Genomic DNA, 23,374 nt, shown 5'->3' with positions numbered 1-23,374 from the left:
CGGATGAAACAGCTTACCTGCCTGCGGCTGCTGCTTGCCTCTTGCCGGCGCCGCGCCACCTTCACCGCCCTCGAAGCCCTGGTGCTGCTGGCCTTTCTGCTCGGCCGGCTGTCCGCCTGGCAGCAGCCCCTGCACGCCGCGCGCCCGCGCCTAAGCTCCACCCCCGCTTACCCCCGCCCCAGCCATGGCTAAAATCCGCAAAAAGCGCCGGGTGGACGTGGCCGTGGTCTCCGACGTGCACCTGGGCACCTATGGCTGCCACGCCACTGAGCTGCTGCGCTACCTCAAGAGCATCAAGCCCCAGGTGCTGGTGCTCAACGGCGACATCATCGATATCTGGCAGTTCAGCAAAAGCTACTGGCCCGCCGCCCATATGCGGGTGGTGCGCTACCTCGCCCGCCTAGCTGCTAAGGGCACCCGGATTCACTACCTGACCGGCAACCACGACGAGCTGCTGCGCAAGTTTGCCGGCACCCGCCTCGGCTCGGTCAGCATTGAAAACAAGCTGGTGCTGGATTTACCGCACGGCTCCACCTGGCTTTTCCACGGGGATGTGTTCGACCTTACCATGCGGCACTCCCGCTGGCTGGCCCGCCTGGGGGCGCACGGCTACGACCTGCTCATCCTGCTTAACCGCCTCGTGAACTGGGGGCTGCTGCGCCTGGGCCGCCCCCGCGTGCAGCTGTCCAAGGCCGTCAAGGACCGGGTGAAAAGCGCCGTTTCCCTGGTCAGCGACTTCGAGCAGACCGCCACTACCATTGCCGCCGACTCCGGCTACCGCTACGTGGCCGTGGGCCACATTCACTGCCCGGCCGTGCGCAGCCGCACGGTCAACGGCCGCCGGGTCACTTACCTTAATTCCGGCGATTGGGTGGAAAACCTTACCGCCCTGGAGTACACCCGCGCCCGCGGGTGGAGCTTGTACCGCTACGCCGAGGACCCGCGCATGCGGGCGTATGCGCCAACCGCCCAGCCCGACGTCAGCGACGCCTCCGCCGCGGCGCTGATGGAAGACCTGCTCGCCGAGCTGCGAATTCCCCGGCCGGGCCCTCTTGCCCCTTAACTTTCCCGCAGTGCCGCGCATACTTTACGCCATTCAGGGCACCGGCAACGGGCACCTGAGCCGGGCCCGAGACATAGTGCCCCTGCTGCAACAGCGCGCCGACCGGGTGGACGTGCTGGTCAGCGGCCCCCCGGCCGATCTGCCCCTGCCCTTCCCCGTGCGCTACCGTCGTCAGGGCCTGGGCTTCATCTTCGGTAAAAAAGGGGGCGTGGACCTGGCCCGCACCTACCTGCAGCTGAACTCCACCCGCCTGCTGCGGGAGATTGAGCGGCTGCCCGTCCGCGACTACGATTTGGTGATCAGCGACTTTGAGCCCGTGTCAGCCTGGGCCTGCCGGCTCCGGGGCTTGCCCTGCGTGGCGCTCAGCCACCAGTGCGCGGTGCTGCACCCCGCCGCGCCCGCACCCCAACGGGAAGACTACCTGGGCCGGGCGGTGCTGCGCCACTACGCCCCGGCTACCGCCCACTACGGCTTTCACTTCCAGTCCTACGCCCCGGGCATCAGCACCCCGGTAATCCGCCGGCAGGTGCGCGAGCTGACGCCCGTAAACCAGGGGCACTACACGGTTTACCTGCCCGCCTACGCCGAAGAAGCGCTGGTAAGCCGTCTACGCTTTCTTTCCCGTACGCTGCGCTGGGAGGTGTTCAGCAAGCACAGCAGCCGGCCGGCCCGCTTTGGCAACGTGCACGTGCGGCCGATTAGCGGCGACGACTTTCTACTGAGTTTGGCCAGCAGCGCCGGCGTGCTCTGCGGGGCGGGGTTTGAGACGCCCGCAGAGGCCTTGTTTCTGGGCAAGAAGCTGCTGGTTGTGCCCATGAAAAACCAGTTCGAGCAGCAGTGCAACGCGGCGGCTCTCGCCGGGCTGGGCGTACCCGTCGTGGCCAGCCTCAAGGATAAGCACCTGCCCGCGCTCGATGCCTGGCTGCAGCACGGACGGCCGCTGGCCGTGAACTATCCCGACCAGACCGCAGGCCTGCTCGATCAGCTTTTGCTCGAACAGCTGCCGTCCGGGGTGCGCCCAATCCGGCACCAGCTAGCCGCGGGACCGCCCCCAGCTTATGATGCTTCCGTTTAAGCGAATTGCTGCGTGCCCACTTCCGACCTAGCCCTGCCGCCTGCCTTTTACCCGACCACGAGCCCCGCTTCTTTCTGCCGGGCGGATTTCGGCGCTGACTTCCGCTGGGGCGTCGCCAGCGCGGCCTACCAGATCGAGGGCTTCGGAGATTGCGAAGGCAAGGGGCCCAGCATCTGGGATGCCTTCGTCACCCGGCGCGGCCGAATCCGGGGCGGGGAGCACGGGGGCGCGGCCTGTGAGTTCTACCGGCGCTGGCCCGCCGACCTAGATTTGCTCGCCGCCTTGGGTGTGCCCCACCTCCGTTTTTCCGCGGCCTGGTCCCGGGTGCTACCCGCCGGCACCGGCCGGGTAAACCAGGCCGGGCTGGACTATTACGAGCAGCTCGTGGACGGCTGCCTGGCGCGGGGAATTACCCCCTGGCTTACCCTGTACCACTGGGATCTGCCCCTGGCGCTGGAGCGCCGGGGCGGCTGGACCAACCGGGCCGTTGTGGGCTGGCTTAGCGAGTACGCGGATTTGCTGGCCCGGCGCCTCGGTGATCGGGTACCCTACTGGATGGTGCTCAACGAGCCCATGGTGTTTACCGGCGCGGGCCACCTGCTCGGCGTGCACGCCCCGGGGCGGCGCTCGCTGGGGGCTTTTCTGGCCGCTACTCACCACGCGGCGCTGGCTCAGGCCGAGGGCGGCCGGGCCCTGCGCGCCGCCCTGCCCGCGGGGGCGCAGATCGGCACCACCTTTTCCTGCTCCTACCTCACGCCCGCCCGGGCGGACCATCCCCGCGATGTCGCCGCCACCCGCCGGGCCGACGCCCTGCTTAACCGCCTATTCGTCGAGCCGGCCCTTGGGCTGGGTTACCCAATGGCGGACCTGCCGGTGCTGCGCTGGCTTGAGCGCTACGGACTGGCCGGCGACGAGGCCCGCCTGCCCTTCGCCTTTGATTTTCTGGGCGTGCAGAACTACACCCGAGAGGTGGTGCGGTTCTCCCCCTGGGTGCCCTTGCTCTGGGCCACCCTGATCAAGGCCGAGCGCCGCGGCGTGCCCTTCACCACCATGGGCTGGGAGGTTTTCCCGGAAAGCCTGTATTACATGCTGCGGCAGTTTGCTTCCTATCCCAACGCGCCCCGGCTGGTCGTTACCGAGAACGGCGCCGCGTTTCCGGATCCCCCGCCCGCAAACGGGCGGGTAACTGATCCGGCGCGTCAGGCTTACCTGCAGGCCTGCCTGGGCCAAGTACTGCGCGCCCGCCGCGAAGGCCTGCCCGTGGACGGGTACTTTGCCTGGTCGTTTACCGACAACTTTGAGTGGGCCGAAGGCTACCGCCCCCGCTTTGGGCTGGTGCACGTGGACTACCCCACCCAGCAGCGCACCGTCAAGGACTCCGGCCGCTGGTACCAGCAGCTGCTGCGGAGCGAAGCTGAGCTGACGGCAGCGGAACGGCATTTTCCTGCTCACAGCCACTAGCACCGCCTGACCCAGGACATAATAGGGTAATCAAGGGATAAAACTGGGGTCTTCTGCCAACTCTAGCTTTGGCGCATCATCTATTAACCCCTGCTGATGCGTTTAAACTTTTACTTGTTGTCTACGGCGGTGGGCGGCTTTACCGCCCTCGCTTCCCCAAGCCTTGCGCAAACCCTGCGGGTAGCGTCCGCTACGGTTATCGTCCAGGAAGGCACGAGCAGCGCGAGCGTGACCGTCAGCCTGCAGAACGGCAACGCTGCGGCCACCACCGTGGAGGCCGTGCTTGTCCCGGCCCTGAGCACGGCTACCGCCGGCACCGACTTCACGTACGCGGCCGCGCAGACACTCACCTTTCCGGCCGGAAGCAGCGCCTCTCAAACGCTAACCATTCCCCTCGCGGATGATGCGGCGGCCGAAGCAACGGAGTATTTTACGCTGCGCCTGCAGAATTCCTCCAACGGCACCGTGGCCAGCAATGCCAGCGACGTGCTGGTGTACATCAAGGACAACGATGCGCAAGCTCCCGCGCAGAACCGCAGCCTGCGCCTGAACTTCCTCGGCAGCTACCAGAACGGAACCGCGGGCAGCAACTCGGCCGAGATTGTGGCGCACGACCCCAGCACCCAGCGGCTGTACGTCGCCAACTCCGTGGGCGGCAAGCTGGATATCCTGAGCCTGGCCAACCCGGCCGCCATCACCCCGGTAACTTCCATCAACCTCACGTCCTACGGCGGCATTAACTCGGTGGCGGTGCGCAACGGCGTTGTCGCCTGCGCGGTGGAAAACGTGGCGCCTCAAAGCAATGGCGCGGTGGTGTTCTTCGACGCCAACGGAGTATTTCAGAAGCAGGTGAGCGTGGGGGCCATGCCCGACATGATTGCCTTCTCCCCCGACGGCCGCTACCTGCTCACTGCCAACGAAGGCGAACCCAGTCAGGATTACAGCTCGGACCCCGAGGGCTCCGTGTCCATCATCGATTTCGCCGGCGGCCTGGCCGGCGTAACGCAGGCCAGCGTGAGCACCTTGGGCTTTGGCAGCTACAACGCCCAGGCCGCGAGCCTGCGCGCGGCGGGCATCCGCCTGTACGGCGGAACCGCGGCCTCCCCATCCTCCGTGGCGCAGGACCTCGAGCCCGAATACATTGCCGTCAGCCCCGACTCCCGGACGGCTTACGTTACGCTGCAGGAAAACAACGCCATCGCTGCCCTGGACCTGCAAACCAAGCAGTTTACCTCCCTGCGCAGCCTGGGCTACCAGGACCACCGCCAGGCGGGGTTTGCCTTGGACGCGTCGGACCAGGCCCCGGACATCCTGCTGGCCAACTGGCCAATCCGGGGCATGCGCCAGCCTGATGCGCTGGCCGCGTTTCAGCTGCCCGGCAGCAGCGCTACCTACCTGATTACCGCCAACGAAGGGGACGCCCGCGAGTACACCGCCCTCACCGAGGCGGTGCGCCTGGGCAGCACGGGCTACGTGCTCGACCCCACGGCCTTTCCGAACGCGGCGCTGCTCAAGGACACCCACGTGCTCGGCCGCCTTAATGTCACCAACAAGCTGGGCGACACCGACGGCGACGGGGACTTTGACGAGATCTACGCTTTCGGCGGACGCTCCTTTAGCGTAGTGGACGCTGCGTCGGGCACCGTGGTGCACGACAGCGGCGACCTGCTCGAGCGCCTTACGGCCACCGATCCTACCTTCGGCGGCATCTTCAACGCCAGCAATTCCACCGGGGCGCCCGTGCGCAAAAACCGCTCCGACGACAAAGGACCGGAGCCGGAAGGCGTTACCACGGCCGTTCTGCGCGATACCGTGTACGCTTTCGTGTCGCTGGAGCGCATGGGCGGCGTAGCCGTTTTCGACCTGAATGATCCGGCGCAGCCGCGCCTGGTGCAGTACGTGAACAACCGCTCCGCTAGCAGCGGCAGCGGCGATCAGGGCCCGGAGGGCATTGTGTTTATCCCGGCCACGAACAGCCCCACCGGGCAGCCGCTGGTAGTGCTCGCCAACGAAGTCAGCAGCACGGTATCCGTGTATGGGGTGCAGCTGAATGGCCGCGTGCTGGCTAACCGCCCGCGAGGTCAGCAGCCCGAGCCATTGTACATCTACCCCAATCCGGCGCAGGGCGGCCGCGTGCGCCTGAGCCGCCCGGTAACGGGCACCTTGTGCAATGCCTTGGGCCGCCCGGTACGCCACCTGCAGCGCGCGGCGGAAATCGAGCTAGCGGGCCTGCCCGCTGGCCTGTACCTGCTCCGCACCGATACCGGTGCGACCAGCAAGCTGATTGTGCGCTAAGCTGCATTTTTGCAGGTGTTCTCAGGTCCCCGGCTGCAGCAGCCGGGGACCTTTTTCATCAAGATCGGCACCCTGGACAACCGGTAAGCAGTAAGCTGGCGGAACGATGCGTTACCTAGATGCCCAACAGGCAGCAATCCGCTTAACCGAAGGCGTCTTGGTGAAATGCTCAGCCGGCGCCTGGATTTAATACAAGCGTGACGTGGGGGTGACTTTACGGTCTTGGCAGCAGGCGAACTTTGCCCTTGCAAGCTCCCTGAACCTCATTCCGCGATGAAAAACCTGCTTTCCCGCTGCCTGCGTCAGCTGGCCACCGTGCTTCGTCCCGGCAAAAAGCCCGAAGTGCACTTATTTGTATGATGAGCGCATTTGCTTAACGTCCCGGGCGCTCTGGCTACCGCCGGGAAGCCTTCGTTAACCCGCCAAAGCTGCGGGTTACTTCCCCAGCCGAAGTTGCTGCCCTGCCCCTCTTGCCGCGTAAAGCGGCGAAAATCCCGGCCATCAAGGTTCGTCAGGCCGCCTGAGACTGGCTTGTTCGTTGCAGGACAGGAGCGCTTAAAAGTTGCTGCTCGCTTTGCCTTCTGGCATCGGCAGCGGTCCATACAGCCCGTGCTCATCAGCCGACGCGGTGACCCTGTGCACCCCTTAGCCGGGGCAATTAAATCTTCGCCAACAACCAATGCCGCCGCTGGGGCGCCCAGTGCGGCTTGCGCTACCCCCTGCCCTAAGCTGGCTTCCAGCAAAACGAGCACCCCCGGCGCAGTGTGCCGGGCGGTGCTCGTTTAGGAACGGCGATGGTTGCCGGCCCGTCCCTCGTATGATTGCACTGGTTATTTTACCGCGTAGCCAACCCAAGGAAGCAGGGACACCATCCATCCCTAAAGGCGGGGCGCCAGCTTCGACCTTGTGCGTTAGAGCCTGTGCCCTGCTTCCCGTTGTTGCCTGAAGACTGAACAGTATAGAGGGAGCCAGCTACTGGCCTGCGGCATCCCGCATCTGGACGAGGAGAGTTGTGGCAGCAGCAGGGGCGGTACATATGGTTCCACCTCTTTTTCCTCTCTGCATGTCCATTACTACCCTTCTGAAGTATGTGGTCGGCATCGACATCGCCAAAGACAGCTTTGTCGCCTGCTTCGGTTCGCTCGATGCCCACCAGCGTGTACGCTCTAGTAAACCGGCCACCTTTGCCAATGACTTGCCGGGCTTCGCGGCCTTACTGCGCTGGGTCACGGCCCAGTGCACGGCTACGGCGCCGCTGTGGTTCGTGGTCGAGGCCACGGGCGTCTACTACGAAGAATTGGCCTACTTCCTGGCTGACCAGCAGCAACAGTTGAGCGTGCTGCTGCCCAACAAAGTCAAGCATTTTGCCCAAAGCACGGAGCAGAAAAGCAAGACCGACCAACTGGATGCCCGCCTGTTGTGCCGCTTGGGCCTGGAGCGGGCACTGCCCGCGTGGGCACCGCCGACGCCCGCCCTGCGCCGGTTGCGAGTATTGGAGCGCGAGCGGCAGGTGCCACCCAGCAGGGGGCACGGCTGAAAACCCGGCTTCATGCCTACCAGCACAGCTACCAGCCCGAGGAGCGTACGCTGGCGCGGCTGGCAGCGCAGCAACAGCTCATCCAGCAACAGCTCTGCAACGTCGACGCAGACATTGCCGCTTTGTTGGACGTTGAACCCGAACTACGGCGCAAGTTGGCGTTGCTCACCAGTATTCCCGGCATCGGCCTGACCACGGCCGTGGTGCTGGTGGCCGAAACGGCCGGGTTTTCCTTGACGGAGAACGAGCGGCAACTGGCCTCGTACGCGGGCCTTGACGTGGTGCAACGCCAGAGCGGCACCAGCGCCCGGGCCACCACTATTTCGCGCCGAGGGAACGTGCGCCTGCGCACGGCGCTGTACCTGCCGGCCATCAGCGGGCTGCGCTGCAATCCACAACTTCGCGTCTTTTACGCACGGCTGCGGGCACGGCAGCCGAACGGAAAACCGGGCGTAATTGCCGTAATGCGCAAACTGCTGTTGCTCTGCTACGCGTTGTGGAAGCGAGACCAGCTCTACGATGCAACCTATGTCCGGCGGGTGAACTGAGTAAGTAAGCTATCCTATTACGTAAGGTGGCTGCTCTGTGGTATGCAGGCTAGTCTGCACACGTGTGCCCAACGCTCCCCTATCGCGTGTCCACCGCGGCGGCTGTTTCATATCGCCAGAAGGTTTTCATCGCGGAATACCGGGGCGTGCCAACGCAGTACGGAAGCACTTCGCGAAGCCACCTTCAGCAACAGCCCCCAAGTAACCATGCGGGCAGGCTGCCGGTGTCGCTTCGCTCCAACGGACCGTGTCCGGCGGCACCCGTTGCCGAACTCTTTCCCTTGACGGTGGGTTAGTACACATAAACTCATGCGCATGAGTTTTGAAAAATGCGTACTTTTGCCTCCTATGGATACCAAGTCCCTCGTCAAGTTAGCCAAATCGCTGAGCGATCCGACCCGGCTCCGGTTGTTACAGGAGATTGCCAAGGGGCAGATTACGGTGTGCGCCGATTTGTTTCAGCACGTACCCATCAGCCAGCCCTCCATGTCCCAGCACCTGAAGGCCCTGGGTGACGCCGGTCTGATTGAGTCGCACAAGGAAGGGCGGAACATGTGCATGTCCATCAACTTGGAAAAGCTCCAGGAATTGGAAGACTTCCTGCACCTGCTCCGGCCAGCTTCTCCTTCTTCCTAAGCAGCCTTTCGTTCAAAACCCGTTGGCCCCGTTGACGGGTTTTTTAGAATTTCTATACATAATCACTTGCTTATCAATTTATGGTTGATACCTTTGCCGCCTCTTAATTATCTGTCCCCCGGGGCGCTTTTTTTTGCCTTTATACATAATCTCTTAATTATTAGTTAATGTATTGCGGACTTTCATCGCTTCCTTTTTCACCTGCAATCACGCCCGCTATCGTCAGCCGGGCTCCCCTCTCATGAAAGTATTTTCTTTGTTGGCCGGCACCCTGCTGCTGGCAGGTTGCGCCGAGCCGCAAGCCTCGCAACAACCCCTGTCTCCGCCAGCCCTGCCGGTAGCTCCGGTGCGCACCGGCACCCAGACCACCTACCAGGAGTACCCGGCCTCGATTGAAGGCGTAGTGAATGTGGAGATCCGGCCGCAGGTAACGGGGGTGCTCGAGCGCATCTTAGTCGAGGAGGGCGCGGCGGTGCGCAAAGGCCAGCCCCTGTTTAAAATCAACGACGCACCCTACCGCGAGCAGCTCAACAATGCCCTGGCGGCCCAGCAAGCCGCGGCCGGCGCCGTGACCAGCGCCCAGGTCGAAGTGGACCGCTACGCCCCGCTGGTGCAACATAAGGTCGTCTCGCCGGTGCAGCTGCAAACGGCTCAGGCAGCCCTCACGGTGGCCCAGGCGAATCTGCAGCGCGCCAAGGCGGCGGTCCGCAGCGCTCGCATCAACCTGGGTTACACTACCATTACGGCTCCGGTCAGCGGCTACCTGGGGCGGCTGCAAACCAAGCAGGGCAGCCTAGTCGGTCCAACCGATGCTCAGGCCCTGACCCAGCTTTCTGACGTGCACGAGGTGCACACGTATTTCGCCCTGGGGGAGGATGACTTCAGCACCTTTCGCCGCCAGTACGCGGGCCGCACGATACCCGAAAAGCTTCGCAACCTGCCCCCGGTAACGCTGGTGCTCTCCGACCAGAGCACCTACCCCACCCAGGGCAAGGTGGACGTGGTGGCCGGGCAGTTTGACCGCACGACGGGCGCCGTAACGTTGCGGGCCACTTTTCCCAACGCCGACGGTCTGCTGCGCTCGGGCAACACGGGCACCATCCGGCTGGCCATGACGCACCCGGGCGTGCTTACGGTACCGGTCGCGGCCACCGTCGAGCTGCAGGATAAAGTGTTCGTGTACGCGCTCGGCGACAGCAACAAAGTCAGCCGCCGGGCCCTCACCATTCAGGGCAAGAGCGGCGCCAACTACCTGGTGAGCGAGGGCTTGCAAGAGGGCGAGCGCATCGTGCTGCAAGGCGTGGACCACTTGCAGGAAGGCCAGGTCATCCAGCCGACCCAGCCGAGCGTGGCCGTCGCGCCGAGCAAGTCCACCGCTTCAGCCGCTCAGAATTAATCTCCTCTTTGTATGCTTAAGGTATTTATTGAGCGGCCCGTCCTCTCGACCGTCATCTCCATTCTGCTGGTGATCATGGGTGCGCTAGCGTTGTGGAAGCTACCGCTCCAGCAGTTTCCCGACATTGCCCCCCCCGTGGTGCAGGTGACGGCGATTTATCCCGGCGCCAACGCGGAAACGCTGCTACGCTCGGTGGCCCCGTCGCTGGAAGAGTCCATCAACGGCGTCGAGCACATGATGTACATGAGCTCGACGGCCAGCAACGACGGCTCGCTGGTCATCGCCGTCAACTTCCAGCAGGGCACCGACCCCGACCAGGCGGCCGTGAACGTGCAGAACCGCGTGGCGCAGGCTACCAGCCAGCTGCCGGCCGAAGTGGTGCAGCAGGGCGTGACGGTAGCCAAGCAGCAGACCAGCTTTGTCGTGCTGCTCAACCTCTACTCCGAGGACCCCAAGCAGTACGACCAGACGTTTCTGGACAACTACGCCCAAATCAACCTGGTGCCCGAGCTCAAGCGCATTCCGGGCGTCGGGTCGACGGCGCTGTTCGGCGGCAACCGCGCCTATTCCATGCGCATCTGGCTCAAGCCAGCCCAGTTGGCCAGCTACAACCTCACCCCAGGCGAAGTGATGGCTGCCATTCAGGACAAGAATCTGGAGGCCGCCCCCGGTCGCCTGGGCGAAAGCAGCCAGGAAGCGTTCGAATACGTCATCAAGTTCAAAGGCAAGCGCACCCAGCCCCTGGACTACGAAAACGTGATACTCCGGGCCAATGCTGACGGCTCGATGCTGCGCCTCAAGGACGTGGCCCGGGTCGAGCTGGGCTCGACTACTTATAACAGCCACGTCCGGGTTTCGGGTAAGCCGGGCATTAATATCGGGGTGTTCCAGTCAGCGGGCTCCAATGCCAACGAGCTGCAGATTGCCGTGGCGAAGACCATGCAGAAGCTGGAAAAAAACCTGCCCAAGGGTATCAAGCAGCAAACGATGTACAGCACCAAAACGGCGCTGGACGCCTCCATCGAGCAAGTGGAACACACCCTCATCGAGGCCTTCATCCTGGTGTTTCTGGTGGTGTACCTGTTCCTGCAGGATTTCCGCTCCACCCTGATTCCGGCCATTGCCGTGCCGGTGGCCATCGTGGGCACGTTCTTCTTCATGCAGTTGGTGGGCTTTTCCATTAACCTGCTCACCCTCTTTGCCCTGGTGCTGGCCATTGGCATCGTGGTCGATGATGCCATTGTGGTGGTCGAGGCCGTGCACAGCAAGCTCGAAGAGGGCGGCCACTCGGTGAAATCAGCCACCACCAGCGCCATGAGCGAGATTACCGGGGCCATTATTTCGATTACCCTGGTCATGGCTGCCGTGTTCCTGCCGGTGGGCTTTCTGGAAGGTTCGACCGGGGTATTCTACCGGCAGTTTGCCTTTACGATGGCCATTGCCATTCTCATCTCGGCCGTGAACGCGCTGACGCTGAGCCCGGCTCTGGCGGCCCTGTTTCTCAAGCATAGCCCGCACGAGCACGACGGGGAGCACCCCACGCCCAGCACGTTCAAGATCCGCTTTTTTGCCGGCTTCAACCGCAGCTTCGAGCGGCTCACCGACCGCTACGTAGGCAGCATCAAGTTTCTGGTGCGCCACAAGTGGGTGGGCCTGAGTAGCCTGGTGCTGGTAGTTGTGCTCACCGGCTGGCTGGCCAAGCGCACGCCCTCGGCCTTTATCCCCTCCGAAGACCAGGGCTTTGTGGCCATCTCGATGGCGCTGCCGGCGGGCTCGTCCCTGGACCGCTCCAACCAGATTGCCCAGCAGATTGAGCAGCAACTGCTGGCTATGCCGGCCGTCGACAAAATCAATCTGCTCTCGGGCTTCAACATTCTGACCTCATCAAGCAGCTCGTCGGCTATTACCCTGTTCGTCATCCTCAAGCCCATCCAGGAGCGCGGAGCAGTGCAGGACATCAACGCCATTATGGCGACCATGCGCGAAAAGGCGGCGGCGATTAAAGGAGCCGATACCTTCGTGTTTACCACGCCCACCGTGCCGGGCTTCGGCAACGTGGAAGGCCTGGAAATGGTGTTGCAAGACCGGAATGGCGGCCCGCTGCCTAAACTTGGGCAGGTGGGGCAAGAGTTTATCGGCGAGCTGATGAAGCAGCCCGCCATTGGCGTCGCCTTCACCTCCTTCCGGGCCGACTTCCCGCAGTTGGAAGCCGAGGTAGACGAGGTGAAAGCGGCCCAGTTGGGCGTGAGCGTGAAAGCCGTACTGCAAACCATGCAGGCCTACTTCGGCAGCGCCCAGGCCTCGGACTTCAATCGCTTCGGCAAGTATTACCGCGTGATTGTGCAGGCCGAACAGGGCAACCGGGCCGACCTGACGGCGCTCAACGGGGCCTTCGTGAAAAACGACCGGGGCGAGATGGTGCCCCTACGCACACTGGTGCGCCTTAAGCGGGTGTTCGGGCCGGAAACGGCCTCGCGCTTCAATCTTTTCAATTCCCTGACCATCAATGCCGTGCCTAAGCCGGGCTACAGCTCCGGCGACGCCATTCGGGCGGTGGAGGCAGTGGCCGCGCGGCACCTGCCCTCGGGCTACACCTACGAGTTTTCGGGTCTGACCCGCGAGGAAACTTCGTCGGGCAGTCAGTCGACCGTCGTCTTTCTGATGTGCCTGGTGTTCGTGTACTTCCTGCTGGCGGCCCAGTATGAAAGCTACATTCTGCCGTTTGCCGTGCTGCTCTCGCTGCCGGCGGGCATGGTAGGCGTGTTTGCCGCCATCGGCTTTGCCGGTATCACCAACAACATCTACGTGCAGGTGGCTCTGATTATGCTCATCGGCCTGCTGGCCAAGAACGCCATCCTTATCGTGGAGTTTGCCCTGCAGCGTCGCCACGCGGGCGAGCCGCTAGTGCGGGCCGCCCTGAATGCCTCGGCCTCGCGCCTACGCCCCATCCTGATGACCTCGCTGGCCTTTATAGCCGGTATGCTACCCATGATGGGCGCGCAGGGCCCTTCAGCGCAAGGCAACCACTCCATCAGCATCGGGGCCGCCGGTGGCATGCTCACGGGCGTGCTGCTGGGTTTGTTTTTCATCCCGCTGCTATTCGTGATTTTCCAACGTTTGAACGAGCGCCTCAGTGGCATGCCCCACCCCGCCCCGGCCGAGCCGGCCCGGGTGCTGGCCCACGCCACAGCTAGTTAACCCCATGACTACTATTTCTACTACCCCCTGGCGCCGCCTGGCGCTGGGGCTCGTTTCTCTGCTGGTCCTGGCCGCCTCGTGTAAGGTCTCGAAAGACGTGCCGTTGCCCACGTTGCCCTTGCCGGCCACGTACCGCACCGCCCCAAACGCGGATACGACCTCAGTAGGGAGCCTGCCGTGGCGGAGCTTCTTCACCGAGCCGGCCTTGCAGCAGTTACTCGACAGCGCCACTGTGCGCAACAACGACTTGCAGCTGGCCATCCAGAACATCGCCTCGGCCCAGGCCACCCTCCGGCAGGCTCGCCTGGCCTACCTGCCGGCCGCCACGCTACAAGCGGGCGTGACCACCAACCGGCCTTCGGGCAACAGCTTGAACGGCATTTCCCTCACCCAGTTTCTCGGGGCCAAGCACATCGAGGACTACAACTTGGCGGCGGCCCTAAGCTGGGAAGCCGACATCTGGGGCAAAATCCGCAGCCGCAAGCAGGAAGCCCTGGCGGCCTACCTGCAAAGTCAGGAAGCCCGCAAGGCCGTGCAAACCCAGGTGGTGGCGCAAGTGGCCCAGGGCTACTACAACCTGCTGATGCTGGATACCCAATTGGAAGTAGCCCGGCGCAACGTGGCCCTCACTGACAGCACCTTGCGCTTCACTCGGCTTCAATTCACGGCGGGTCAGGTCACGGTTCTGGCCGTGCAGCAGGTGGAAGCGCAGCGCCTGACGGCGGCCGGGCTTGTGCCGCAACTGGAGCAGGCCATCACGGTGCAGGAAGACGCCCTGAGCATCCTGGCCGGGCGCCTGCCTGGCGACATCCGCCGCACCGGCAACCTGCTGGCTCTGCAGGTGCCCGTGGTGGCCGCGGCCGGGGTGCCAGCCGCGCTCCTGGCCCGGCGGCCCGATGTGCGCAGCGCCGAGCTGGCCTTGGACCGCGCCAATGCCACGGTGGGCTACACCAAGGCCCAGCTCTACCCCGCGCTGACCATCACGGCCCAAGGCGGCCTAAACGCTTTTCAGGCCAGCAACTGGTTTAGTTTGCCGGCTTCCCTGTTCGGTACCGCCTTCGGGGGACTCACGCAGCCGCTGTTTCAGCGTGGGGCCTTGCGCACCCAGTACCAGCAGGCCCAGATTGAGCGGGAGCGGACCGTCATCCAGTTCCGGCAGCAGGTGCTGGTGGCCGTGAGCGAGGTGTCGGATGCCCTCGGGCAGGTCGAGCGCACCCAGACCCAACAGGTCCTGGCCACCGACCGCGTGTGGACGCTGCGTGAGGCCACCAAGAACGCCAACCTGCTGTTCGGCAGCGGCCTGGCGAGCTACCTCGAAGTCATCACGGCCCAAAGCAACGCCCTGCAAAGCGAGCTGGAGTTGGCCTCGCTCAAGCGCACCCAGCTCGAAGCCAACGTGGAGCTGTACCGGGCCGTGGGGGGCGGCTGGCAGTAGGTTGAACCAGCCACCCGCCAGTTCTCCTTTTCTTACCGGAACTCATTGAACCTACTTTATGGAAACTCCCATGCTAGCCGAAAACGCCCGCCCGTCCGAACGCGCCGGCCACTCCTTTCAGGAGGTCGTGCGCCTGCGCACCTCGTACCGAAAGTTTTTGCCCAAGCCGGTACCGGCTGATGTCATCAACGCGGTGCTGGACGATGCCCAGCAGGCTCCCTCCAACTCCAACACCCAGCCCTGGGTGACGCACATCGTGACGGGCGCTAAACTACAGGAGCTGTCAGCCGCCATTCTAGCGGCCAATGCTGCCGGCCACCACACGCCCGATTTTTCCTTTGCTATGAGCGATTTTCGCGGCCGTTTTCAGGAGCGGGCGCAGGAGGAGGGCAAGCACTATTATGGCAGCCTGGGCGTGGCGCGCGAAGACGAGGCCGGGCGCCGGGCCGCCGCTGAGCTGAACTACACGTTTTTCGGGGCACCCCAGGCGGCGTTTTTGTTCATGCCCTCGGTCGGGGATAATGTGCGCGTGGCAGGCGACGTCGGCATGTATGGCCAAACGTTTTTGCTGTCGCTGACCGACCACGGGCTAGGGGGCGTGCCGCAAACGGCGCTGGGCTACTTCGCCGCTACCATCCGGGAAGTACTGCACGTACCGGCCGAACTGAAGCTCCTGTTCGGCATCTCGTTTGGCTACGTCGACCCTACTGCCTTGCACTACTACCGCGAGTCGCGCCGCGACCCGCTGACCAACTCGGTCGTTTTTCACAGCTAACGCCCAGGGCGTGGCCCCGCTGCCGCTGCGTACCCCTCTCGCTATCTTCCCACCCCTTTCTTGTGAATACCACGTCCTTAGTTAAGCTCGCCAAGTCCCTGAGCGACCCCAACCGCCTGCACCTGCTGCAAGGCATCGCCCAGAGCAGCCAGCAAGTAGGCTGCGCTCAGCTCTTCGAGCTGGTGCCCATCAGCCAGCCCTCCATGTCGCAGCACGTCAAAGCCCTGGTCGAGTCGGGCCTGGTCGAGTCGCGCAAGGAAGGGCGCTGTGTATACCTGGTCATCAATCCTATCAAGCTGCAAGAACTGGAAAGCTTTCTACAAGGGCTAAAGCCTCATTCGTGACCACGACGGCAGCCGTTGCACCCACTCACTAACTGTTTCACTTACTTCTTACTCCCATGAAAATCGGCATCATTGGCATCGGTTTCGTCGGTGCTCCCCTAGCCAAGCACTTAGTTGCCGCCGGCCACCAGGTAAAAGTGACCAATACTCGCCCGCCGGAGGAATTGGCCCGCATGGCGCAGGCGCTGGGCGCTGCCCCCGCCACCCTACAAGAAGTCGGACAAGGCGTCGATGTGTTGGTTTCCAGCTTGAACTTCAACGTGCTGGCGGCCCTGCCCCAAGACCTGCAAGACCTGTTCCGGTCCTTGCCCGCCGACGTCATTGTGGCGGACACCGGCAACTACATCCCCTTCCGCGACGGCCGCATCGAGGCGCTGGAGCAGGGCCAGGTGGAGGGCCTGTGGGTGGCGGAGCAATTGGGCCGCCCCGTTACCAAGTTCCTCAATAACCTGCTGGCCGAGACGATTGCCACCGGCGGCACGCCCCCTGGCACGCCCGGCCGCCTGGCCCTAGCCCTGGCCGGCGACGACCAGCGGGCCAAGCAGGTGCTCACGACGCTGAGCAACGACATTGGTTTTGACGCGGTGGACGCCGGCAGCCTGGCCGACTCCTGGCGACAGCAGCCCGGCACGCCCGCCTATTGCACCGAACTCACGGCTCCGGAGCTGGTGAAAGCGCTGGCCCTGGCCAACCCAGACGTGATGGCCCAGGAGCGCGAGCGGGTTTTCACGGAGATTTTTCGGCTACCCGAGGTTGAACGGACGCACAAAGCCATCGTGGCCATCGAGCGCTCGGTCCTGCAGAACGCCCAGCAGCACCAGAGCGGACGTTGAACGTAACACGTAGATAAAAAAAGGACAACATCATGAGCACACAGGAAAAAGAGGCCCTGCCGGGTCAGAAGGTCTGGTTTGTCACCGGCGCAGGGCGCGGCATCGGCAGCGACTTGGTCACGGCCGCGCTGGAAGCGGGGCACTACGTCGTGGCCACTGCCCGTGACGCCGCCGCGGTGACGGATGAGGTCGGGGAGCACGAGCGGTTGCTCCCGCTTCCTCTAGACGTTACCGACCTGGCGGCAGTCGATGCCGCCGTTGGCCAGGCCCTGGACCGTTTTGGGCGCATCGACGTGCTGATTAACAACGCCGGCCGGTTCTACACCGGCTTTTTCGAGACGCTGTCCCCGGAGCAGGTGCGAGCCCAGATGGAAGTCAACTTCTTCGGGACGCTTAACATCACCCGGGCAGTCCTGCCGGTGATGCGGGCGCAGCGTAGCGGGCATGTCGTCACCGTCAGTGCCCTGCTGGGCATCGTGGGCGCGCCCTTCGTTTCCATCTTCTCGGCCTCGAAGTTTGCGCTGGAAGGGTGGATGGAATCCTTGGCACCTGAAGTAGCGCCCTTTGGTATCACTACCACCATTGTCGAGCCGGGGGCCTTCCGTACCAAGCCCCCGAAAGACCGCGGCCGCACGGTCTTCCCCGATATTGCCATCGAGGACTACGCGGAAGCCACCGAACAAAGTACTGCCAGCGTAAAGGCGTTCAACGGGAACGAGCCGGGCGACCGGAAGAAGCTGGCGGCGGTGTTCGTCACGGTCGTGGATATGGAGCAACCGCCCAAGCGCTGGGTCGCCGGCACAGATGCGGTCGAGGGCATTACCGCCAAAGGACGGCAACTCATCGCCGACGCCACGGCTTTTAGTGAGCTATCGACCGGACTCGCGCATGCTGACTAATTCAGGGTGGAAGGGGGAGGCTGGGTAAAAGTTCGGACCAAATATTTAACTCGAACACTGAAAAAAACGGACCGAATCGAGGCGGCCAGTACCAGCTATTCTTCACCCATTAGCCGTCACTCACTTTACACTAACCTAGCCGAAGGGCTAGGTTTTTTATTTGCTTTCGAACACAGTATCTGACGCTGCGCACTTTCGGAAAGCTGCCGCGGCGCGTCTGCGCTGCGGAGGTAAGGCAGAAAGGTCCGGGCAAAAGCGTCGCGCAAGCACCTACGGGCATTCACTTCACTACCGGCAAAATTCCGGCGCAGCTGGGTGCTGGGCTTTAATGCGACATTATACGTGCGTTACTTTTGACCGTGCTTAGTCGTCATTTCACTGGGCAGCGAGGAATGGACCGTTTTATGGCAGCGTGGGCAGCAGCAGGGTTGGTACCGGGGCCTGGAGGGCAACGTGGATGGTATCGCGCCGGGTAAGCGGCAGGTGCGTCTGGTCCCGCGCGCGGAGCAGCAGCACCAGCAGGCCGGCCTGCTGGTGCTCCGCCGTGGCAAGCAGGCCCTCCACCCGCTTGCCGGGCTGGGCGGCCTGCGCCTCCAGGGGGGGCAAGCCCGACTTTTCCGGCAGCACGGTTTTCCACACGCAGGCGGGCTCGCCGACGGCCGCGCGGCAACGCAGGGTACTGAGCTGCAGCAGGCGAATGCCGGGGCTCCAGCCCCGCAGCAGATCCCGGGCGGTGGCCCCAATCCATGGGTGCACCAGTGCCCGGCCGTTGCTAACGGCCAGCACGGCTCGCGACGGCTGCCCGGCAAAGCTCTTTCCGAGCGGCATGACCAGGACGGGACAAGGCGGGCGCACCAGTATGCTCAGCGTCGGCGTAAGCTCTACTTTCGCCGCCATCGTCTGGCCGGTGAAGGGGCTGCCCAGCACGATTGCACTGGCCCGGTGCTGCTCAAGCAAGTACTGCAGCGCGGTCATGAACGGCAGTCCCGCCGGCCAGTCTGCCACCTGCGCCGTCCCGGCCGGCTCCCCGGCAAAAGCCTCTTTCAAAGCCGCGGAAGCGCGCAGCGGGTTACTTAGCGGCTCCAGATCGGTTGGCAGCGGCAGCACAACCGCCCGCCCGCCCGCGGGAGCAGTAAGCCAACGGAAATAGGTTGCCAGGTAGGCCGGGGGCTGATCGGCGGCCACCAACACCAGCAGTCGCAGCATAAAGGTGAAACGTAAGCAGACGGGCCAAAAAAACCGGGGCTGAACAGCAGCCCCGGTTTTTTCTTTGCGGCCGATGGCGCGGGTTAGTAGACGGTATTCTGCGGATCGAAGTTGGTCCAGCCCTGGGCCCAGTTGTCGCTGGCGCCGAAGGCACCGCGGTAGCTAACCTTGTCAAAGAAGGCGTCGCTGGCCTTGCCCGTGAACACCGCCCCGGTGAGCAGCGGGGAGCTGCCCTGCAGCAGCAAACCCGGCGCGTTCAGGGTGAACTGAGCGGCATTCAGGCCCAGGGTACCGAGGTTGGCGGCGCTGACCACGGCGTTGTTTTTGCCGGCACCGTTAAACCAGTTTTCCACGTCGCTGTCGGTGAAGGCATCACCGGTAGTATTGTTGGCCGCGCGCAGCGGCCGGGTCACGTTAGCCAGGGTGACGCCGCGCAGGTCCAGCTCCCCGCCGCGCAGGTTGGCCCAGGTTGGGGTGCCGTCGAGGCGCAGGCCCTCGGGGTAGCCGACGAATACGGCGTTGAAGATGCTGATGGCCGTGTTGCGGCGCAGGTGCAGGGCCGATTGGTAGACCCCGCTGCCGGACTGCTGGCTGGCCGGCGGCGTACCGCCGGTTACAAACACGCTTACGTTGCTGAACACCGGCGCCGTCAGGGGCAGGCCGGCGTTGTCGCCGGTGGCCGGGGTGCCGGGGTTGAAGTTGTCCGACTCAAAGCCGTTCGAACCCGATTGGTCGGCGTACTGCGGGTCGCGCAGGGACAGGGCGTACTGCACCTTGCCCGTGAAGCCAAAGTCGGTGTCGAAGTCATCGTCGAAGCCGCGGAAGGCCACCAGGTGCTTGGCGTTGGCCGTGCCGCCAAACCACTCAAAGGAGTCGTCACCGGAGTAAGACACCTGCACGTAGTCAATCTGCGTGCCCGAGCCCACTCCGTAGAGGGTCAGGCCGTTGATTTCGCTGTTGGCGCCGGACGAGAGGGGAATGCCGGCGAACTCGATGCGCACGTACTTGAGCGTGCCGGAATTATCGGTCGGGTTGGTGCCGCCGAAAGTGCCGCCGATGCCGCCCTCGGGCTGGGTGCTCAGGGATTGGTTGATTGGCGCGGAGCCGATCAGCACCACCCCGCCCCAGTCGCCGTAGTTGCGCGTGCCCGGGGCTTTGGCCGAGGTGAACACGATGGGGTTGGCGGCGGTGCCCACCGCTTGGATCCTGGCCCCCTTGTCGATGATGAGCGTGCCCTTGCTGGCCTGGTCGCCGAAGATCTTCGTGCCGGGCTCAATGGTCAGGGTGGCGCCGCTGCGGACGTACACGAAGCCCTGCAGCAGGTACTTTTCGCTTGCCTTCAGGGTTCGGCTGGCGGTGATCTCTCCGCTTAGGATTACCCGGCCCGCTGAGTCGGTCGGGCCGCTGGGCTGCTCGACGCCCGGGGCGTTGTCGTTGTTGTCCTCGCAGCTGGTCAATGAGGTGCCGGTTGCTGCCGCCAGCATAGCCAGCAGCAGCAGCTTAGGGAAACGTTGCATAAGCGAAAAGGGTAGATGGATGACGGGGGAAAGCCGGGGCGCTTACCAGCTGAAGGTCAAGCCCAGGGTGGTGTTGGAGCCCCGGCGGAAAGTGCGCACGGTCTGGTCCCCACTGGTGAACTTGCCGTCGCGGTTGCTGTCCTGGGCCAGGCGCACGGGCTGGTTGAAGATGTCCTGCCAGGCGGCGCGCAGCTCCCAGTGCTTGGCCAGGCGCTTGGTAGCGACCAGGTCCAGCACGTTGCGCGAGGCTTCGAAAACGGTGGGGTTGACCACCGTGCCCACGGCGTAGATGCGCGGGCCGGCTACGTTGTAAAGCAGCGAGACCTGGGTGCCGCGCTCCTCGTTGGCGTAGTAGGCGCCGAGGTTGATCAGGTAGGGCGACTGGTTTTGCAGAGGACGGCGCCGGGTCTGCGTGTCGCTTACGTTTTGCGGGGTCACCCGGCCGCTCGCGTCCGGTACGTTAACCACTTCGCCCAAATCGATGCGGCTGAAGATGTAGGAGGCGTTGCCCACGAGCGAGAAGCGCTGCAGCCAGGGCAGGCTGGTCAGCGTGCTCAGCGACTTGCGCACTTCTACCTCCACCCCGTAGTTCTGGGCGGACTGCGTGTTCACGAAAGCGTAGCTCAGGGAGTTTGCGCCGGTAGCGGTGGTGAGCAGGTAGTTTTCAATCGGGTTGCGGAAGCGCTTGTAGAAGGCCCCGATTGAAACAGATTCCCCGGTGCTGGGGTAGAGCTCCCAGCGCAGATCCAGGTTCTGGACCCGGGCCGTTCTCAGGTCGTAGTTGCCTTGAATGTCGGCGTTGAGGTTGAAGTCGTAGAAGCGGAAGGGCGCCAGCTCGCGGAACTCCGGGCGGTTGATGGTCGCCGCGTAGGCCGCCCGCACCAGGGCGCGGTCGCTGAGGTTGTAGGCCACGTTCAGCGAGGGCAGCGGCGAGAGCACGCGGCGGCCGCCGTTGGTGAGGCCCCCACCCCGCAGGGCGCTGCTTACCTGCTGGTCGTTGAGCTCGGCGCGCAGGCCGGCCGTGCCGGTAAACTTGCCCACCGGTACCGTCAGGCTCGCGTAGCCGGCGAGCTGGTTGTTAAGAGCCGAGTAGGAGTCGTTTGGGTCGGTTCCTTCCTCCAGGGTAAAGAAGCCCGGCTGCCCGGTCAGGTTTTCCGGGGCGAACACCTCCCCGACCGGCAGCGTGCGGATGACGCTGGTGTTGCCGACGCTGGTGTAGCCGAAAAAGCGGGCGTTGAAGTCGCGGTCCTTGCGCTCGGCGTAGAGGCCGGCTTTCAGCTTGATGCCGCCTTCCTCCCGGGTGCTGTCGCCGGTGAATGCGTGCACCAGGTTCACGGCCAGGGTGCTGACCCGCTCGTTGAGCTTGGAGAAGTAGCGCCCTGATTCGGTCAGGCTGGGGTCGGCCGGGGTGGAAACGCCGTAGGGGGCCGGGCTGCCGTCGCCGTTGATGCCGCCGATGGGGCGGATGTAGCGCACCCGGCGCCAGTCTGGCTCGGTGCGGTGGGTGTAGGCAAAGCCCGCCGCCCAGTTAACCGAGGTTTTGTCGTTGCCCAGCTCGTGGGTGCCCAGCAGCTGGCCGGAGTAGATGCTCCGGCTTTCAAAGCGCTGGGAGTAAGCGCGCACGTCGTTGCTGGTCTGGGTGATGTCCTGGCCTTCCCGCACTACCGTTTCGGCCGCGCCCAGCTGGTTGAACAGGTTCTTGAACTCGAAGGTGTGGCGCGGGTTCAGACGCAGCCAGAAGTTCTGCACCAGCCCCAGCCGCACTTCGTTGTTGTAGACGTGGTCATCGTAGTAGGAAGCCAGCTGGTTGCGGTCCTGGCCGTTTTCGAAAAACTTAAGCCGCGCCGTGTTGGCCACGTGGTAGTTGCCGTAGTTCAGGCTGGTCAGCGTACCGGCCTCGAGGGGACCGAGGTCAAAACGGCGGCCCAGGTTAAAGCTTAAGCGCAAATCCGGGGCGGCGGTGCGGGAGCGCACCTGCCAGCGGTTGGGCAGCTGCCGCCCGAAGGCGGCGCGCAGCGGGGCGGAGTACTCGTCGCTTAGGCGGTCGGGCCAGTTATCGGGAATGGTGCGCTTGCCCGAGTCTACGCCCAGCCAGTCATACTTGCCCCCCTGGTACTGCTGCACGGTCTGCAGGCTCGTGCCGGCGCGGTAGCCGCCCGCCAGGCTGAAGTTGGCAAAGTTCTCCGCCGGGGCCCGCTTGGTGTACAGCTTGATTACCCCGCCGGCAAAGTCGCCGGGGAGCTCGGCCGAGCCGGACTTGAAGATGAGCATGCGGTCGATCACGTTGCTGGGCACCATGTCGAAGGCAAAGGCACGGGTGTCCACTTCCGAGCTGGGAGTGAGCACGTCGTTGAGCATAACGGCGTTGTAGCGCTGGGTCAGGCCACGCACCAGCACGAAGCGGTTGTCCTGGATGGACACGCCGGGCACGCGACGAGCGATCTGGGCGGCGTCCCGGTCCTGGGACTTGACGATCTGCTCGGAGGATACCCCGGAGGCTACGAGCTGGGCATTGCGCACCTCGCTGATTACGGCGATGTCCGTGTACGTCTGGCGCTGGCCGGTGACGACAACTTCCGCGATCTGGGAAGAAGCGCTTTTCAGGCCGGTGTTGACCACCACCACCCTGCCCGGTTCAACGACCAGTCCCGGCAGGGTTTTCTTTTCGTAGGAGATGTAGGACACTACCAGCGAGTGGGTTCCGGCTGGAATCTTGGTCAGCGTGAAGTTACCATCCAGGTCCGTAGCGGTGCCGATGGTGGTTCCGGCGACGCCGATGCTGGCTCCGATAACCGGCTCCTGAGTTGCCTCGTCCCGGATGGTGCCTTTGATGGTTCCGGTTTGGGCGACGGCGGCTACGCTGCTGCCCGACACCAGCAGGGCGGCCAAGGTGGCCCGGGAAAATTGCTGTACCATGATCAAGAAACTATGCCGCAAAATTCCCCGGACAGTGTTGCTTGAGCGTGTCGCCAGCATTACCAAACCATTAATAAAACAGCGCAACTTATAAATTCATATGCCTGATTGTCATACAGTTGGGTTTAGTAACCGGAATAATTTTGCTAAGCAGTCTGGTGATTGCCGGGTTCCCTTAATCCTGGCTTAACCGGAAGGGCTTGGCGATTGCGTAATCTTGCCCTGCGGTCGGCTATGCCG

Annotated in this window: 18 protein-coding genes; 15 read left to right on the top strand and 3 right to left on the bottom strand. The window is 63.8% G+C overall.

Annotation, left to right across the window (positions count from 1 at the left end):
* Window positions 1-3 precede the first annotated feature (3 nt).
* The 15 genes from ASU33_RS04285 (at window position 4) to ASU33_RS04215 (ending at window position 17,495) form a co-directional block, all read left to right on the top strand.
* Window positions 4-192: a hypothetical protein gene (locus ASU33_RS04285; RefSeq protein WP_059068562.1), complete on the top strand. Its 189-nt coding sequence runs from the start codon at window positions 4-6 to the stop codon at window positions 190-192.
* Window positions 185-1,063, top strand: a complete 879-nt coding sequence (locus ASU33_RS04280; RefSeq protein ID WP_059068560.1) for a UDP-2,3-diacylglucosamine diphosphatase — start codon at window positions 185-187, stop codon at window positions 1,061-1,063. The genes ASU33_RS04285 and ASU33_RS04280 overlap by 8 nt, the downstream gene beginning before the upstream one ends.
* Before the next feature lie 10 nt (window positions 1,064-1,073).
* Window positions 1,074-2,138: a glycosyltransferase family protein gene (locus tag ASU33_RS04275; RefSeq protein WP_078062886.1), complete on the top strand. Its 1,065-nt coding sequence runs from the start codon at window positions 1,074-1,076 to the stop codon at window positions 2,136-2,138.
* A gap of 12 nt (window positions 2,139-2,150) precedes the next feature.
* Window positions 2,151-3,599 (top strand): GH1 family beta-glucosidase, encoded by a 1,449-nt coding sequence (locus ASU33_RS04270; protein WP_286130408.1) that lies wholly within the window; start codon window positions 2,151-2,153, stop codon window positions 3,597-3,599.
* A gap of 96 nt (window positions 3,600-3,695) precedes the next feature.
* On the top strand, window positions 3,696-5,894 hold the full coding sequence (locus ASU33_RS04265; RefSeq protein WP_059068558.1) for a choice-of-anchor I family protein: 2,199 nt from the start codon (window positions 3,696-3,698) through the stop codon (window positions 5,892-5,894).
* Window positions 5,895-6,957: 1,063 nt separating this feature from the next.
* Complete coding sequence (locus ASU33_RS04260) at window positions 6,958-7,431, top strand: IS110 family transposase (protein ID WP_059068557.1); 474 nt, start codon at window positions 6,958-6,960, stop codon at window positions 7,429-7,431.
* Window positions 7,347-7,979, top strand: coding sequence for an IS110 family transposase (locus ASU33_RS04255; RefSeq protein ID WP_059068554.1), 633 nt, complete (start codon window positions 7,347-7,349; stop codon window positions 7,977-7,979). The genes ASU33_RS04260 and ASU33_RS04255 overlap by 85 nt, the downstream gene beginning before the upstream one ends.
* Before the next feature lie 348 nt (window positions 7,980-8,327).
* Window positions 8,328-8,615: an ArsR/SmtB family transcription factor gene (locus ASU33_RS04250; RefSeq protein ID WP_059068552.1), complete on the top strand. Its 288-nt coding sequence runs from the start codon at window positions 8,328-8,330 to the stop codon at window positions 8,613-8,615.
* A 241-nt stretch (window positions 8,616-8,856) separates the two neighbouring features.
* Window positions 8,857-10,011, top strand: a complete 1,155-nt coding sequence (locus ASU33_RS04245; protein ID WP_059068549.1) for an efflux RND transporter periplasmic adaptor subunit — start codon at window positions 8,857-8,859, stop codon at window positions 10,009-10,011.
* A gap of 12 nt (window positions 10,012-10,023) precedes the next feature.
* The gene (locus ASU33_RS04240) at window positions 10,024-13,209 is read left to right on the top strand and encodes an efflux RND transporter permease subunit (protein ID WP_059068547.1); all 3,186 of its coding nucleotides are present in this window, start codon (window positions 10,024-10,026) and stop codon (window positions 13,207-13,209) included.
* 4 nt (window positions 13,210-13,213) lie between these two features.
* On the top strand, window positions 13,214-14,644 hold the full coding sequence (locus ASU33_RS04235) for an efflux transporter outer membrane subunit (protein WP_078062869.1): 1,431 nt from the start codon (window positions 13,214-13,216) through the stop codon (window positions 14,642-14,644).
* A 58-nt stretch (window positions 14,645-14,702) separates the two neighbouring features.
* Window positions 14,703-15,419: a nitroreductase gene (locus ASU33_RS04230; protein ID WP_059068546.1), complete on the top strand. Its 717-nt coding sequence runs from the start codon at window positions 14,703-14,705 to the stop codon at window positions 15,417-15,419.
* 62 nt (window positions 15,420-15,481) lie between these two features.
* Entirely contained in the window at window positions 15,482-15,763 is a 282-nt protein-coding gene (locus tag ASU33_RS04225) for an ArsR/SmtB family transcription factor (protein WP_059068543.1), read from the top strand.
* Window positions 15,764-15,819: 56 nt separating this feature from the next.
* A complete protein-coding gene (locus tag ASU33_RS04220) occupies window positions 15,820-16,596 on the top strand; it encodes an NADPH-dependent F420 reductase (RefSeq protein WP_059068541.1) in 777 nt (258 codons plus the stop codon).
* A gap of 32 nt (window positions 16,597-16,628) precedes the next feature.
* Window positions 16,629-17,495 (top strand): SDR family oxidoreductase, encoded by an 867-nt coding sequence (locus tag ASU33_RS04215; RefSeq protein WP_059068538.1) that lies wholly within the window; start codon window positions 16,629-16,631, stop codon window positions 17,493-17,495.
* 402 nt (window positions 17,496-17,897) lie between these two features.
* On the opposite strand, the gene ASU33_RS04210 is transcribed toward ASU33_RS04215, so the two are convergent.
* The 3 genes from ASU33_RS04210 to ASU33_RS04200 form a co-directional block, all read right to left on the bottom strand.
* Entirely contained in the window at window positions 17,898-18,701 is an 804-nt protein-coding gene (locus tag ASU33_RS04210; RefSeq protein WP_059068536.1) for a hypothetical protein, read from the bottom strand.
* A gap of 83 nt (window positions 18,702-18,784) precedes the next feature.
* Window positions 18,785-20,218 carry a beta-helix domain-containing protein gene (locus ASU33_RS04205; protein WP_059068533.1) on the bottom strand — a complete coding sequence of 478 codons (1,434 nt, stop codon included), beginning with the start codon at window positions 20,216-20,218 and terminating at the stop codon, window positions 18,785-18,787.
* Between the two features lie 42 nt (window positions 20,219-20,260).
* Window positions 20,261-23,134, bottom strand: coding sequence for a TonB-dependent receptor (locus ASU33_RS04200; RefSeq protein WP_059068531.1), 2,874 nt, complete (start codon window positions 23,132-23,134; stop codon window positions 20,261-20,263).
* Between the last annotated feature and the right edge of the window lie 240 nt (window positions 23,135-23,374).

Source organism: Solirubrum puertoriconensis (genome assembly GCF_001483135.1).
GTDB lineage: Bacteria > Bacteroidota > Bacteroidia > Cytophagales > Hymenobacteraceae > Solirubrum > Solirubrum puertoriconensis.
Note: the sequence above shows the minus strand (reverse complement) of the source record. Positions and strands in the feature narration are given on the sequence as shown.

Coding starts and splice junctions, on each gene's coding strand:
- ASU33_RS04285 (WP_059068562.1), top strand. CDS start 4: ATGAAACAGCTTACCTGCCTGCGGCTGCTGCTTGCCTCTTGCCGGCGC.
- ASU33_RS04280 (WP_059068560.1), top strand. CDS start 185: ATGGCTAAAATCCGCAAAAAGCGCCGGGTGGACGTGGCCGTGGTCTCC.
- ASU33_RS04265 (WP_059068558.1), top strand. CDS start 3,696: ATGCGTTTAAACTTTTACTTGTTGTCTACGGCGGTGGGCGGCTTTACC.
- ASU33_RS04260 (WP_059068557.1), top strand. CDS start 6,958: ATGTCCATTACTACCCTTCTGAAGTATGTGGTCGGCATCGACATCGCC.
- ASU33_RS04250 (WP_059068552.1), top strand. CDS start 8,328: ATGGATACCAAGTCCCTCGTCAAGTTAGCCAAATCGCTGAGCGATCCG.
- ASU33_RS04245 (WP_059068549.1), top strand. CDS start 8,857: ATGAAAGTATTTTCTTTGTTGGCCGGCACCCTGCTGCTGGCAGGTTGC.
- ASU33_RS04240 (WP_059068547.1), top strand. CDS start 10,024: ATGCTTAAGGTATTTATTGAGCGGCCCGTCCTCTCGACCGTCATCTCC.
- ASU33_RS04235 (WP_078062869.1), top strand. CDS start 13,214: ATGACTACTATTTCTACTACCCCCTGGCGCCGCCTGGCGCTGGGGCTC.
- ASU33_RS04230 (WP_059068546.1), top strand. CDS start 14,703: ATGGAAACTCCCATGCTAGCCGAAAACGCCCGCCCGTCCGAACGCGCC.
- ASU33_RS04220 (WP_059068541.1), top strand. CDS start 15,820: ATGAAAATCGGCATCATTGGCATCGGTTTCGTCGGTGCTCCCCTAGCC.
- ASU33_RS04215 (WP_059068538.1), top strand. CDS start 16,629: ATGAGCACACAGGAAAAAGAGGCCCTGCCGGGTCAGAAGGTCTGGTTT.
- ASU33_RS04210 (WP_059068536.1), bottom strand. CDS start 18,701: ATGCTGCGACTGCTGGTGTTGGTGGCCGCCGATCAGCCCCCGGCCTAC.
- ASU33_RS04205 (WP_059068533.1), bottom strand. CDS start 20,218: ATGCAACGTTTCCCTAAGCTGCTGCTGCTGGCTATGCTGGCGGCAGCA.
- ASU33_RS04200 (WP_059068531.1), bottom strand. CDS start 23,134: ATGGTACAGCAATTTTCCCGGGCCACCTTGGCCGCCCTGCTGGTGTCG.